This is a genomic window from Paracoccaceae bacterium Fryx2 (assembly GCA_032334235.1).
Taxonomy (GTDB): Bacteria; Pseudomonadota; Alphaproteobacteria; order Rhodobacterales; family Rhodobacteraceae; genus JAVSGI01.
Map to the genome: position 1 here is coordinate 942,421 of JAVSGI010000005.1, position 13,489 is coordinate 955,909.

Annotated in this window: 11 protein-coding genes and 1 other annotated feature; of the genes, 3 read left to right on the top strand and 8 right to left on the bottom strand. The window is 65.7% G+C overall.

All coding sequences use genetic code 11. The features are described 5' to 3' along the window. Window positions 1-5: 5 nt before the first annotated feature. Window positions 6-2,249: a phosphoenolpyruvate--protein phosphotransferase gene (gene ptsP, locus RNZ50_13740; protein ID MDT8856056.1), complete on the top strand. Its 2,244-nt coding sequence runs from the start codon at window positions 6-8 to the stop codon at window positions 2,247-2,249. A 260-nt stretch (window positions 2,250-2,509) separates the two neighbouring features. On the opposite strand, the gene RNZ50_13745 is transcribed toward ptsP, so the two are convergent. Beyond that, a protein-coding gene (locus RNZ50_13745; protein ID MDT8856057.1) for an IS3 family transposase occupies window positions 2,510-3,753 on the bottom strand; the annotation gives its coding sequence in 2 pieces (ribosomal slippage) (window positions 2,510-3,450 and window positions 3,450-3,753; 1,245 coding nt in all). Further along, window positions 3,341-3,457 (bottom strand) — a sequence feature (AL1L pseudoknot). (Overlaps the previous gene by 117 nt.) A gap of 193 nt (window positions 3,754-3,946) precedes the next feature. Here RNZ50_13745 and istA point away from each other — a divergent pair. Both istA and istB read left to right on the top strand, forming a co-directional pair. Then, complete coding sequence (istA, locus tag RNZ50_13750; protein MDT8856058.1) at window positions 3,947-5,455, top strand: IS21 family transposase; 1,509 nt, start codon at window positions 3,947-3,949, stop codon at window positions 5,453-5,455. Further along, on the top strand, window positions 5,452-6,267 hold the full coding sequence (gene istB, locus RNZ50_13755; GenBank protein MDT8856059.1) for an IS21-like element helper ATPase IstB: 816 nt from the start codon (window positions 5,452-5,454) through the stop codon (window positions 6,265-6,267). Before istA ends, istB begins: the two co-directional genes overlap by 4 nt. Window positions 6,268-6,490: 223 nt before the next feature. On the opposite strand, the gene RNZ50_13760 is transcribed toward istB, so the two are convergent. From RNZ50_13760 to glnA, 7 genes are all read right to left on the bottom strand, one after another. Beyond that, entirely contained in the window at window positions 6,491-7,570 is a 1,080-nt protein-coding gene (locus RNZ50_13760) for a FliG C-terminal domain-containing protein (GenBank protein ID MDT8856060.1), read from the bottom strand. 58 nt (window positions 7,571-7,628) lie between these two features. Continuing rightward, window positions 7,629-7,781, bottom strand: coding sequence for a hypothetical protein (locus tag RNZ50_13765; protein MDT8856061.1), 153 nt, complete (start codon window positions 7,779-7,781; stop codon window positions 7,629-7,631). Window positions 7,782-7,928: 147 nt separating this feature from the next. Further along, window positions 7,929-9,233, bottom strand: coding sequence for an adenylosuccinate lyase (gene purB, locus RNZ50_13770; protein MDT8856062.1), 1,305 nt, complete (start codon window positions 9,231-9,233; stop codon window positions 7,929-7,931). Window positions 9,234-9,302: 69 nt separating this feature from the next. Then, window positions 9,303-9,548, bottom strand: a complete 246-nt coding sequence (locus RNZ50_13775) for a DUF333 domain-containing protein (GenBank protein MDT8856063.1) — start codon at window positions 9,546-9,548, stop codon at window positions 9,303-9,305. After that, a complete protein-coding gene (locus tag RNZ50_13780) occupies window positions 9,548-10,891 on the bottom strand; it encodes a Xaa-Pro peptidase family protein (protein MDT8856064.1) in 1,344 nt (447 codons plus the stop codon). The genes RNZ50_13775 and RNZ50_13780 overlap by 1 nt, the downstream gene beginning before the upstream one ends. A gap of 127 nt (window positions 10,892-11,018) precedes the next feature. Then, the gene (locus RNZ50_13785; GenBank protein ID MDT8856065.1) at window positions 11,019-11,855 is read right to left on the bottom strand and encodes a hypothetical protein; all 837 of its coding nucleotides are present in this window, start codon (window positions 11,853-11,855) and stop codon (window positions 11,019-11,021) included. Between the two features lie 171 nt (window positions 11,856-12,026). Next, window positions 12,027-13,436 (bottom strand): type I glutamate--ammonia ligase, encoded by a 1,410-nt coding sequence (gene glnA, locus RNZ50_13790; protein ID MDT8856066.1) that lies wholly within the window; start codon window positions 13,434-13,436, stop codon window positions 12,027-12,029. Window positions 13,437-13,489: the final 53 nt, after the last annotated feature.

Genomic DNA, 13,489 nt, shown 5'->3' on the forward strand with positions numbered 1-13,489 from the left:
GTGCCATGCCGGAACGCACGGATAGCGATAGTCGCAGGCTGCTGAAACGGCTGCGGGACAGTCTGGCGGTGCCCGGGAAGGGCCAGGATCGGCTCGACCGGATCACCCATCTGATCGCCGATTCGATGCTGACCGAGGTCTGCTCGATCTACCTGTTCCGCGACTCCCAGACGCTCGAACTTTGCGCCACCGAGGGGCTGAACCCCGGTTCGGTCCACAAGACCCGGCTGAAACTCGGCGAGGGGCTGGTGGGCCGCGTCGCCCGCAGCGCCACCCCGATCAACACCGGAAACGCCCCCGCCGAACGCGGCTTCCGCTTCATGCCCGAAACCGGTGAGGAAATCTATTCCGCCTTCCTCGGCGTGCCGATCCAGCGGGTCGGGGAAAAGCTGGGCGTGCTGGTGGTGCAGTCCAAGGCCGCGCGGCAGTATTCCGATGACGAGGTCTATGCGCTGGAAGTCGTGGCCATGGTGCTGGCCGAGATGACCGAGCTTGGCGCCTTTCTCAGCGACGACGAGGCGATGCGCGCGCTGCACCAGCAGCCGGTGATGTTTCGTGGCGGCACCGGGCAGGAAGGCTCGGCCGAAGGCCATGTCTGGCTGCACGAGCCGCGCGTGGTGGTCACCAACCCGGTGGCCGACGACCCCGTGACCGAGGTCGCCCGCATCCGCGCGGCGGTTGGCGAATTGCGGGTGTCGGTCGATGACCTCTTGTCAGCGGCCAGCCTCGACAAGGACCAGCGGCAGGTGCTGGAAGCCTACCGGATGTTCGCCCATTCGCGCGGCTGGCTGAAGCGGATGGAGGAGGACATCCAGCTTGGCCTGTCGGCCGAAGCGGCGGTGGAGAAAGAGCAATCGGCCGCCCGTGCCCGGCTGGAACAGGTGCCCGACGCCTATCTGCGCGACCGGCTGCACGACCTTGACGACCTGTCGAACCGGCTGTTGCGCATCCTGACCGGGCAAGGCGCCGATACCGGCGCCGCGATGCCCGACGACCCGGTGCTGGTGGCGCGCAACATCGGCCCGGCGGAACTGCTGGAATACGGCCGCAAGCTGCGCGGCGTGGTGCTGGAGGAAGGCTCGGTCGGCAGCCACGCCGCCATCGTGGCCCGCGCGCTGGCGATCCCGCTGGTGATCCATGCGCAAAGGGTGACGACCGAGGCGCTGAACGGCGACCATATCCTGGTGGACGGCGATCAGGGCATCGCCCACCTGCGCCCCGAGGAAACCGTGGCCAAGGCCTTCCGCGACAAGATCGCGATGCAGGCCAAGGCGCAGGAACGCTATGCCTCGCTGCGCAACCTGCCCGCGCAGTCGCTCTGCGGCACCGTCACCAGCCTGCACATGAATGCGGGCCTGATGGCCGACCTGCCCAGCCTCGACAGCTCCGGGGCCGAGGGCGTCGGCCTGTTCCGCACCGAACTGCAGTTCCTGGTGCGCAGCCAGATGCCCAAGCGCGACGAGCTTGCCAAGCTTTACGCAAGGGTGATCGACGCCGCAGGCCCGATGCGCGTGGTGTTCCGCACGCTCGACATCGGGTCCGACAAGGTGCTGCCCTACATGAAGCCGAATGACGAGCCCAATCCCGCGATGGGCTGGCGCGCCATCCGGGTCGGGCTCGACAAGCCGGGGGTGCTGCGGATGCAGCTGCAGGCGCTGCTGCGCGCCGCCGACGGCCGCCCGCTGACCATCATGTTCCCCTTCATTACCGAGGCGGCCGAATTCGCCATGGCCCGCTCGCATCTGCTGCGCGAGATCCACCGCGAGAAAAGCCTGGGCCACGCCGTTTCCGACCGGATCGAGATCGGCGCGATGCTGGAAACCCCGAGTCTGGCCTTCGCGCCGCAGCATTTCTTCGAAAGCGTCGATTTCGTCTCGATCGGCGGCAACGACCTAAAACAGTTCTTCTTCGCCGCCGACCGCGAGAACGAACGGGTGCGCCGCCGCTATGACACGCTGAACCTCAGCTTCCTGACCTTCGTCAGCAAGATCATCGCGCGCTGCGCCAATGCGGGCACGCCCCTGTCGTTCTGCGGCGAGGATGCGGGCCGCCCGGTCGAGGCGATGTGCCTTGCAGCCCTCGGCATCCGCACCCTTTCGATGCGCCCGGCCTCGATCGGCCCGGTCAAGCACCTGCTGCGCCGGGTCAACCTGCGCGAGGTGCGCGCGGTGATCGACCGCGCCCATGCCGAAGGGGCGGATTCGGCGCGCCCGGCGGTGATGGACTGGCTGACCGGGCAACTGGACTGACCCCGGATCGCCCGCCACGGCCCCCCCGCCGAACGGCCTGCGCCGACATCCCGGCCGAACGGCCTGCACCGCCCTCCCGCCGCAACGCCCAACACCGCCGTTCCGATCGAACGGCCGGCAACACTTTCCCGGCCGAACCGACTGCAACACTTTCCCGACCGAACAGACTGCACCGCCTTCCCGCCGGAACGCCCAGCAACGCCACCCCGCCGAACGCCCTGAACCGCCCCGGGTTTACCGGAGGGTGGTTTGTTCAATGACTACGCGACCATATCGAGTGAGTTCAGGTTTGCATAGAACGCCTCCTCTGCTTCTGCGGGTGGGATGTATCCGATTGGGCCAAGCAGGCGGCGGTTGTTATACCAATCGATCCATTTCAGCGTTTCCCATTCGACCTCGCGCATTGATTTCCAGGGGCCGATCTGGTTGATGACCTCTGTCTTGAACAGGCCGATGACGCATTCAGCCAAGGCGTTGTCATAGGCATCGCCAACTGTTCCAACGGAAAGGTCGATCTCGGCCTTGGCCAGGCGTTCGGTGTATTTGATCGACAGGTATTGTGATCCGCGGTCCGAATGGTGGACCAAGCTCTTGTTATCCGGCGTCTTTCTTTGCCAGATCGCTTGCTCCAGCGCGTCGAGCACAAACTGGGTCTTCATCGATGTCGAGACGCGCCAACCGACAATACGACGTGCAAAGACGTCGATGACGAAGGCCACGTAGACGGTGCCGGACCATGTGGGCACATAGGTGAAATCTGAAACCCACAGCTTGTTCGGCCGATCCGCCATGAACAGCCGGTTCACCTTGTCGTCCGGGCAAGGCAGAGACGTGTCAGGATTGGTCGTGATGACCTTCTTGCCACGGACCACGCCCCTGATGCCCAGATGGCGCATCAATCGTTCCACGGTGCAGCGGGCGGCGTCTTCACCCTGCCGTCGCAAAACATGCCAGATCTTCCGCGCGCCATAGAGCTTGCGGTTGGCATCCCAGGCCGCGTCGATCTTGAGGCTCAGGGCGGCATCCGATTTGGCCCGGGCCGAGGCCCGGTCAGGATCACGCATGATCGCCCGCCGGTCATAAAAGGTGGAAGGGGCAAACTGCAGTGCCCTGCAGATCGGCTCGACCCCGAATGCCTCTCGGCTTTCCTCAATGAAAGCAGTCATTTGCGAAACGGGCGGTCGAGCTCCGCCTGGGCAAAATACGCTGAAGCTTTGCGCAGAATCTCGTTCGCTTGCCGCAGTTCCCGGTTCTCGCGCTCAAGCTCTTTGATCCGCGCGATCTCAGCGCTGGTAGGTCCCGGCCGTTCGCCACCATCGCGCTGGACCTGTCGCATCCAGACGCGAAGGCTGTCCGTCGAACAGCCCAATTTACCTGCAATCGCCGTCAGCGCCGCAGCCTCGCTCTGATAATCATCGCGGTGTTCCATCGCCAGCCGCACCGCACGCTCGCGGAACTCAGGTGAATACGGCTTCGAGGTCTTCTTCTTTGAGGTCTGTTCCATAACGGGCAATTCTCCGTGTTCAGCGACAACCATCTTGGCCGGTGCCGACAACCACCTTGGCCGGTGGGGCTGAACGGAAGACGGGCATGCCCGTCTGGAGGGCAGCCCCACCGGCTTGATTGATTTCGGGGAAGGTGCTGGTCGCTGCGGGTTGGTAAGCCGGGTTCCTCTGCCGTCAAACGGAGGATCCGGGTTGGCCTACAAACCCATCAACGACCAGCAATTGAGATTATACATGTCCGACCTCCGATATCACAGTCAGCGCACGTCGGCCGCCCGCGCCGGGTTCAGTGAGCGCACGGCCCGACGGTTCGATGCCGATCCGACGCTGCCCTCGAACCGCAAGATCGTTCACGGGCGCACGGTGGCCGATCCCCTCGAAGGCTTTTGGGAGGGCGACATCCTTCCCTTGCTGGAGAGGGACAGCGCCTTGCAGGCCGTCACCCTGCTGCGCCACCTTCAGGGCCTGCACCCGCTGGCCTTCCCCGATGACCGGATCCGGCGCACCCTGGAACGGCGGGTGCGGCAGTGGCGGGCGCTGAACGGACCCGAGCGCGACATCATCTTCCGCCAGACGCCGGAGCCGGGCCGCATGGCCCAGTCCGACTTCACTCATGCCGAGGAGCTGGAGGTGACGATCGCGGGCCAGCTATTCCCGCATCTGCTCTACCACTTCGTCATGGTCTACAGCCGGTGGGAGCATGTCGGGGTGGTCCTGGGCGGGGAGAGCTTCACGGCCTTGGCCGAGAACCTGCAGCAGGCGCTCTGGTCGCTCGGCGGGGCACCACAGGAGCATCGCACCGACAGCCTCTCGGCCGCTTTCCGCAACCTGACGGCTGACCAGCGCCAGGATATCACCACGCGCTACAATGCCTTCGTCGGCCATTACGGCATGGAGGCCAGTCGCAACAACCGCGGGGAAGCTCATGAGAACGGCGCGGTGGAATCCCAGAACCGGCACCTGAAGAAGGCCATCGAACAGGCGCTGATCCTGCGCGGCAGCCGCGACTTCGCCAGCATTGAGGACTACCGCCGCTTCATCGACATTCTGGTGGCACGGCGCAACCGGCAGCGGGCGATCGCGGTTCAGGCGGAACAGGCGCATCTGAAGCCCCTGCCGTCCCGGCGCACCACCGACTTTACAGAGACCGTGGTTCCGGTCACCCGCACCAGCGGCTTTCTGGTCAAGAGCATCTTCTACAGCGCCCCGTCGCAGCTGATCGGGCAGCGCTTGCGGGTCCACCTTTACGACGATCGCCTTGAGGCCTTTCTCGGCAGCACCCTGGTCGTCAGCCATACAAGGGCGCGTGGTCGCGGCGACGGCCATCGCGTGCATGTCATCAACTACCATCACGTCATCCACGCGCTGCGGCGCAAACCGCAAGCCCTGTGGAGTTCGATCTACCGCGACAGCCTGTTCCCGCGAACCGAATACGCTGCAGCCTGGCAGGTGCTGCAGCGTGATCTGCCCCGCCGCGACGCCTGCCGCCGCATGGTCGACCTGCTGTTCATCGCCCACGACCGGGCCTGCGAGGCGGAACTGGCACATCTGCTGGCAGCAGAATTGGACGCGGGCCGGGTGCCCGATCCCGGACCTCTGGCATCCTGCCTGAACCCGCGGCAAACGGCGCTGCCGAGAGATGTTGCCGTCGCCCATCCCTCGCTCGACAGCTTCGATGCCCTTCTGGGAGCCTGCGCATGACCTCCCGCGAGATCGACATCCACACGCTGCCAGGCATGCTGACCGCGCTGCGCCTGCCCAGCTTCCACAAGCTTTGGGCCGACATCGCCACCCGTGCCGACACCGAAGGCTGGCCCGCTGCCCGCTTTCTGGCTGTCCTCGCGGAATACGAACTGGCCGAGCGCGACATGCGCCGCATTCAGCGCCACATGAACGAGGCACAGCTACCGGCTGGCAAGACGCTGGCGACCTTCGACTTCAAGGCGCTGCCAACCCTGCCGCGCGCCCGGATCGAGGCCTTGGCGGCCGGCGACTGGCTGGAGGGTGGCGGCAATCTGATCGCCATCGGCAATTCCGGCACGGGCAAAACGCACATTCTCTGCGCGATAGGCCATGCCCTGATCGAGCGGGGACACCGCGTGTTCTATACCCGCACCAGCGATCTGGTGCAGCGACTTCAGGCCGCCCGCCGCGATCTGGTGCTCGAAGCCGCGCTCGCCAAGCTCGACAAGTTCGACCTGATCATCCTCGACGACATCACCTACGCCCACAAGGATCAGGCCGAGACAGGCGTGCTCTTCGAGCTGATCGCCCGGCGCTACGAATGCCGCAGCATCGCCATCGCCGCCAACCAGCCCTTCAGCGGCTGGGACCAGATCTTCCCGGACAAGGCGATGACCGTCGCCGCCATCGACCGGCTGGTTCATCACGCAGCGATCCTGGAGATGAATGCCGAAAGCTTCCGCCAGCGCGCGGCCGCCTCCAACAAAGAGGCGCTGAGCAGACCGCCAACGACAACCATCGCCGACAACAAGGACAAAGGAGAAGGCTGAGCGAAAAACAATTCCAGATACGCCAACCCAGCGGCCTAAAACCGGCCAACGTGGTTGACGGTCACGGACATGCTGGTTGACGCGCTACACTCCGAGAGTTTTGCCCTCCGGTAAACCCGGGGCGGTTCACCCCGCCACCGCCATCCCGCCGGAACGGCCCGCGCCGAGCCTGCGGGATGCGACGGCTCCGGCCCTGCCCCCCCTGCCACCGCGACTGCGGCGGTCAGGGGTCCTCGGGCGTCACAAGTGCCAGTTCGCCCGTCGTTTCCAGATCGCGGATCGTGGTGATCACCGCGCTCATCGCCGTCTCGGCGTCCTTTTCCTTGACCTTGCCGCGGGCAGCCGCGTCTTCGCGCAGGCCCTGCGCCATGCGTTGCGACATGTTGGCCAGAATGAACTCCGCCGCCGCGGTCAGGCCCGGATCGGCAAGGGCCGCGGCAAGCGCCGTGACCATCACCGGCTGGTCGATCAGGCGCACCACCTTGGGCACGTCGCGCGGCGCCAGACGGTCGGGGATGTGCACGAATGTGAAGATCGCCTTGCGGACCTGTTCGGCAAAGTCGGCGTCGGTTTCGTCCAGCCCCTTCAGAACATCGTCGCGGGTCAGCGCGGGCGACACGTTCAGGATCGCGCCGACCCGTTCCACCGGGCCGGTCTCGAAGGCGCGGATCGGCTGGGTATCCAGCTGGATCGCCAGCGACATGCCGATCCTGTGCACGGTTTCGGGATCGACATTTCCGGTCATCGACACGGCATAGGCGACGCGCCGGGCCCGTTCGCCCGCCATCTTGCCCAGCAGTTCGGCGGCCTTCGGCACCGGCAGCTTCGACAGCATGACGGCGGCCACCTCGGTGCTTTCCTGTTCCAGCACCGGCAGCAGCCTTTCGGTCGGCAGCGCCGTTATCCGGTCCCACGGATCGGCCCTGGAGCTGGCCCCGGCAAGGCGGCGCAGGCGGCTGGCGGCGGTGGTGCTGATGTGGCCATCCATCATCGCCAGCGCCCCTTCGATGCCGCCGGGGAACGACAGGCCGATCTGTTCCAGTTCGGTCAGGAATTCATCGACCACCGCGCCGAGCGTGGTTCGGTCGATCGAGCGCATGGTGCCCATCTGTTCGGTCAGCGCCGACTGCATGTGTTCGGGAAGCGCCGACAGCGGCAGCGGCGAACCTTCCGCCAGCATCAGCCGGACGATGATCGCGGCCTTTTCGCGGTTCGAGAGCACACGCGGGCCTGACGGCACCGGGTTCCCCGTCGCCGCCACCGCGCGTTGCACCGGTTTGATGCGTGCCAGAGCCTGAGCCATTGCCGTCCCCCGATTCCATTGCCTCGGGGGACTGTCGCAAGCCCGGGTTAACAGGCGCTTAGCCCGTGACGGTCACGCAACTCTTGCTGGCCGGGTCGTAAACCTTGCCATCCAAGCAATTCATCGCCACCTCGTCGTGGCCGCAGGCGGCATGGGCAAGGGCGGGGGCCAGCATCAGGGCAATCACGGCAAGGGTTGTCTTGATCTTCATGGTCGTCCTCCGGTCAGGGGGTCGGGACGGCAGCGCAGGCCAAGGGGGCCATGCACCGCCGACAGAACGAAGGGTAGCACGGGATTCGCCCGGTCAAGGGCGGAAATGTCCGCGCCCTGCCCCGCGCTGCATCACGGCTGCGTGATCTCAGGCGCCGAACACCCGGGCAAAGATCGTGTCGACATGCCTGGTGTGATAGCCGGTGTCGAACTTTTCCTCGATCTCGGCGGGGGTCAGGGCGGCGGTCACTTCCGCGTCGGCCAGCAGTTCGGTCTTGAAATCGGCGCCCTTTTCCCAGACCTTCATCGCGTTCCGCTGCACCAGCCGGTAGCTGTCCTCGCGCGAAACCCCGGCCTGCGTCAGCGCCAGCAGCACGCGCTGGCTCATCACCAGACCGCGGAACCTGTTCATGTTGGCCAGCATGGTTTCGGGATAGATCACCAGCTTTTCCAGCAAGCCGGCCAGCCGGTGCAGGGCGAAATCGAGCGTGATCGTGGTGTCGGGCGCGATGGCACGCTCGACCGAGGAATGGCTGATGTCGCGTTCATGCCACAGCGCCACGTTTTCCATCGCGGGCACAACGGCCATGCGGATCAGCCGGGCAAGGCCGGTCAGGTTCTCGCTCAGCACCGGGTTGCGCTTGTGCGGCATCGCGCTGGAGCCCTTCTGGCCAGGGCTGAAGAACTCTTCCGCCTCAAGCACTTCGGTACGCTGCATGTGGCGGATCTCGACGGCGATGTTCTCGATGCTCGATGCAATCACCCCCAGCGTGGCGAAATACATCGCGTGCCGGTCGCGCGGGATCACTTGAGTCGAAATCGCTTCCGGCGTCAGGCCCAGCATCTTGCAGACGTGTTCCTCGACCGAGGGGTCGATGTTGGCGAAGGTGCCGACCGCCCCCGAAATCGCGCCCGTCGCCACCTCGGCCCGGGCATTTACCAGCCGCGCCCGGCCCCGCGCCATTTCGGCGTAAAAGCGCGCGAAGGTCAGGCCCATCGTGGTCGGCTCGGCATGGATGCCGTGGCTGCGGCCGATGCGGACGGTATCCTTGTGCTCGAAGGCGCGCGCCTTCAGCGCGGCCAGCACCCGGTCCATGCCCACCAGCAGCAGGTCGGTGGCGCGCACCAGCTGGATGTTCAGCGTGGTGTCGAGCACGTCGCTGGAGGTCATGCCCTGATGCACGAAGCGCGCGTCGTCGGCACCGATATGCTCGGCCAGATGGGTCAGGAAGGCGATGACATCATGCTTGGTGACCGCCTCGATCTCGTCGATCCGGGCCACGTCGAAGGTCGCATCCTTCGCCCGCCACACCGCCGCGGCATTGGCCTGCGGGATGACCCCAAGGGCCGCCTGCGCGTCACAGGCGTGCGCCTCTATCTCGAACCAGATGCGGAACTTCGTTTCCGGCGACCACAGGGCGACCATTTCGGGGCGGGAATAGCGGAGGATCATCGGGCGGCCTTTCGCTGGCAGGGGGCGCTGACCTCCTAGACCGCGCCGCCCGTGCTGGCAAGCGCCGGCTCAGAGCGGGTTGTGGTCGCGGTAGAGCTTCCATTCCTCGACCACCGAGCCGTCGCGCAGGATGCAATAGCCCGCCTGCCCGCCCTGTTCGGCACGCATCTGCATCTTGCCCCCGATCTTGGTGCAGTAGACCGAGGCCGGGTTGGCCATGCCGGAGCGGTGGATGTCACCCCCCTCACCGCCGCCACCGCCACACCCGGCCAGAACCAGCGGCACGACACCGGCAAAGATCTTCATGCGATACATCAGGATTTTCCCATAAGCCATTGGTCAAAAGGATATTTCGTCAGGTTCTCGTATCCGGTCTCGGTGATCAGCACCTGATCCTCCAGCTTGATCGAGAAGCTGCCGCCTTCAGGGGATACCAAGGCTTCCACGCATAGCACCATGCCGGGCTGCAAGGCCACCTCGAATGCGCCGTCGGCCCAGGCGTCGGGATAGGGCACGAAGGGCCATTCGTCGCAGAGCCCCACCCCGTGCATCTTGCAGGAATACTTCTGCTTCCAGTATTCCGGGGCCAACTGGTGGCCGCCGTGGGTCAGCTCGCGCACGGTAACGCCGGGTTTCAGCATCGCCATGTTGGTGTCGATGTGGTCGCGGGCGTGGTGCATCGCGCTGATCATCGCGTTCGTGGGGCGCCGGTCACCGACCCACCAGGTGCGGCTGATGTCGATGCAGAAGCCGTAGGCGCCGATCAGGTCGGTGTCGAAGGCCACGATCTCGTTGGCCTGCACCAGCCGCGGCCCGCATTCCTGAAACCACGGGTTGGTGCGCGGGCCCGAGGCGAGCAGCCGCGTCTCGATCCATTCGCCACCGCGGCGGATGTTCTCGGCGTGCAGCACCGCCCAGATGTCGTCTTCCGACATGTTGCCCAGCGGCACCCGGGTGCGGCACTCGGCCTCCATCGCGGCGATGGCGCTTTCGCAGGCGTGGTGGGCGCAGCGCATCGCGGCAATCTCGTCGGCGCCCTTGATGGCGCGGGTGCGCTCGGTGACCTCCTCGCCTTCGATCACGGTGAACCCGGCGCGTTCCAGCGCGCGAAGGCCGTTGATCATGATCTTGTCAACCGCAAGGCGGCGGTTGGCACCGGCATGGGCGCGCATCACCTCGTCCACCTGCCCGGCAAAGCCCGCAGCATCCTGCGCCACATGGTCGCCGCAGACGTTGTAAAAGAACGAGGCCCCCGTGCGGATTTCCCGGATCAGCGGGTTGAAGGTCACCAGGAACGGCGCCTGCCGGTATTCCCATATCACCATGTGGCCGTCGGCGCACAGAAGCACGGCGCGGAACGGGTTGTGGCTGTTCCAGAGCTGCATGTTGGTGGTGTCGGTGGCGTAGCGGATGTTCAGCGGGTCGAACAGCAGGATGCCGCCAAGGTCACGCGCCACCAGCGCCTCTGTCAGCCGCCGCCAGCGGTATTCCCGCATCCGGTCGAGGTTCGGCAGCGCCAGCCCTGCCGCCTGCCATTCGGCAAAGGCAAGCTGCGTCGGGCCGATCTCGACCCGGTCATTGTCGTTCGGGGTGCCGTCGCCCAGCGTCGCGCCGCGGGAAGGGTCGATCTTGCGGCGGTCGGCATAGGGTTCGGTCATCATGCGCTCCGGTTTGCCGCAGGGTTTCGCGGCCGGGCGCGGGCGGCTTTGCCACGGGCGACACAGCGGGTCGCAATCGGGGGTTTCCGGGCGGCGGGGCCTGCCCCGGCCCGGCCCGCCGCCGCTGTCAGACCATCGCCGCCATCATCTGATGCCCCAGCGGGCTGTGGCTCAGCCCGACCAGCGTGCCGGTCACCGCCATCACCCGGGCCGAAAGCTGCATGTCCTCGCCGCGCAGCAGGGTGTAGGTCATCAGCGCCGCCCCCACCGGCAGCGATACCACGATCAGCGTCGCATTGACGGTATGAACCGCCAGCCGCATCGGGGTCGAGGGCTTCGCAGCCGGTCCGGCCGGTTCGGGCGCCGGGTAAAGCGCATCGCGCACCCGCTGCATCTGCTCAAGCTGCGGGCAAGGCAGATCGGGCCGGTCGTTGCCGGCACACGGGGCTGCGGCAGGCGGGGCCAGCGGCACCCGGCGGATGTGGGGGGCGACCACCACAATGGCCGCAGCTTCGGCTTCGGGCTGCGGCGCCGACAGCGCGGTCGCATCTGGCAGCGCGTCGATCAGCGCATCCACCAGATCGGGCGTCACCACCTGCGGCGTCTGGTGCCACAGCACCGTTCCGGCCGGATGCCGGCTCTGCACCCGGTCCACGATCAGCCGGCACAGGCCATCGTGCCGCAGGGCCAGCGGCGAGGGCGTCAGGCACCCCGGGCTCGGCCCGACCGCGATGGTCAGGCAGCCGGCATGACCCCCGCCCGGACTGTCGGAATGGCCAAGCACCATCCTCGTGCCGTCGGTGTCGAAGACCGCGACATCCTCGCAATCCCAGACAAAGGCGCGCGGCCCCGAACAGCACTTGTCCAGTGCCGCGTCCATCTCGCCCACGATCAGGGCAAAGTTCAGCGGGGTGTGGCTGGCAAAAAGAAGCTGGGCAATCGTGCTCGCCGTTGCGTCGTTCATCGCGTTCCCTCCGAAGGCTGGTGCCACCGTTGGATGCATCAGGAATGCGCCGACACTGCGCGGGGAATGTGGTGTTCACGCGTTATTAACCCTGATCGGCGCCGCGTTTCCGCCCCAAAGGCAAAGGCCGCCCGAAGGCGGCCTTTGTTTCCTCGATCTTCCAGGCTGCGGTCAGCAGCTGTAGTACATCTGGTATTCCACCGGATGCGGCGTGTGCTCGAAGGCGTAGACCTCTTCCCACTTCAGCGCCATGTAGCCTTCAAGCTGGTCCTTGGTGAACACGTCACCGGCCAGCAGGAAGTCGTGGTCCTTCTCCAACTCGTCCAGCGCCTCGCGCAAGGATCCGCAAACGGTCGGGATCGCGGCCAGTTCTTCGGGCGGCAGATCGTAAAGATCCTTGTCCGAGGCCGGGCCGGGGTCGATCTTGTTCTTGATGCCGTCAAGGCCGGCCATCAGCAGCGCGGCATAGCACAGGTAGGGGTTCGCCGCCGGATCGGGGAAGCGGGCCTCGACGCGCTTGGCCTTCGGCGATTCGGTCCACGGAATCCGGACGCAGCCCGACCGGTTGCGGGCCGAATAGGCGCGCAGCACCGGGGCCTCGAAACCGGGGATCAGCCGCTTGTAGCTGTTGGTCGAGGGGTTGGTCAGCGCGTTCAGCGCCTTGGCGTGCTTCAGGATGCCGCCGATGAAATACAGCGCGTCCTGGCTCAGGTCGGCATACTTGTCGCCTGCGAACAGCGGCTTGCCGTCCTTCCAGATCGACATGTTGACATGCATCCCCGACCCGTTGTCGCCCTTGATCGGCTTGGGCATGAAGGTCGCAGACTTGCCGTAGGCATGGGCCACGTTGTGGATCACATACTTGTATTTCTGCATGTTGTCGGCCTGTTCGACCAGACCGCCGAAGATCATGCCAAGCTCGTGCTGGGTCGAGGCGACCTCGTGGTGGTGCTTGTCGACCTTCATCCCCATGCGCTTCATGGTGGACAGCATCTCGCCGCGCAGGTCGTGGGCCTCGTCGATCGGGTTGACCGGGAAGTAGCCGCCCTTGATGCCCGGACGATGGCCCGAGTTGCCGCCCTCATAGGTGGTGTCGGTGTTCCACGACGCATCGGTGGCATCGACCTGATACGACACCTTGTTGATCGAGACCTGATAGCGCACGTCGTCGAACAGGAAGAACTCGGCCTCGGGGCCGAAGTAGGCGGCGTCACCGATGCCGGTCGATTTCAGATAGGCCTCGGCCTTGAGCCCGGTGCTGCGCGGGTCGCGGCTGTAGGGCTCGCCGGTGTCGGGCTCGACCACGTTGCAATGCACGCACATGGTCTTTTCGGCATAGAACGGGTCGATGTAGACCGAGCCCGCATCGGGGATCAGCTTCATGTCGGACTGGTCGATAGACTTCCAGCCCGCGATGGACGAGCCGTCGAACATGAAGCCTTCCTCGAAGAAGTCCTCGTCGACCAGATCGGCGCAGAGCGTCACGTGCTGCAGCTTGCCGCGCGGGTCGGTGAAGCGGATATCGACGTATTCGACCTCCTCTTCCTTCATCAGTTTCAGAGCAGTCTGGACTTTGCTCATGTCGGGGACATTCCTTTTACTTGAGGATTGTGGTTGCGGGCAACGGCGCCCGG

Bases quoted from the DNA above. Each gene is read 5' to 3' on its own strand.
- RNZ50_13765 (MDT8856061.1), bottom strand. From the start codon at position 7,781: ATGAAGATCAAGACAACCCTTGCCGTGATTGCCCTGATGCTGGCCCCC.
- RNZ50_13760 (MDT8856060.1), bottom strand. From the start codon at position 7,570: ATGGCTCAGGCTCTGGCACGCATCAAACCGGTGCAACGCGCGGTGGCG.
- glnA (MDT8856066.1), bottom strand. From the start codon at position 13,436: ATGAGCAAAGTCCAGACTGCTCTGAAACTGATGAAGGAAGAGGAGGTC.
- RNZ50_13785 (MDT8856065.1), bottom strand. From the start codon at position 11,855: ATGAACGACGCAACGGCGAGCACGATTGCCCAGCTTCTTTTTGCCAGC.
- istB (MDT8856059.1), top strand. From the start codon at position 5,452: ATGACCTCCCGCGAGATCGACATCCACACGCTGCCAGGCATGCTGACC.
- RNZ50_13775 (MDT8856063.1), bottom strand. From the start codon at position 9,548: ATGTATCGCATGAAGATCTTTGCCGGTGTCGTGCCGCTGGTTCTGGCC.
- RNZ50_13780 (MDT8856064.1), bottom strand. From the start codon at position 10,891: ATGACCGAACCCTATGCCGACCGCCGCAAGATCGACCCTTCCCGCGGC.
- purB (MDT8856062.1), bottom strand. From the start codon at position 9,233: ATGATCCTCCGCTATTCCCGCCCCGAAATGGTCGCCCTGTGGTCGCCG.
- ptsP (MDT8856056.1), top strand. From the start codon at position 6: ATGCCGGAACGCACGGATAGCGATAGTCGCAGGCTGCTGAAACGGCTG.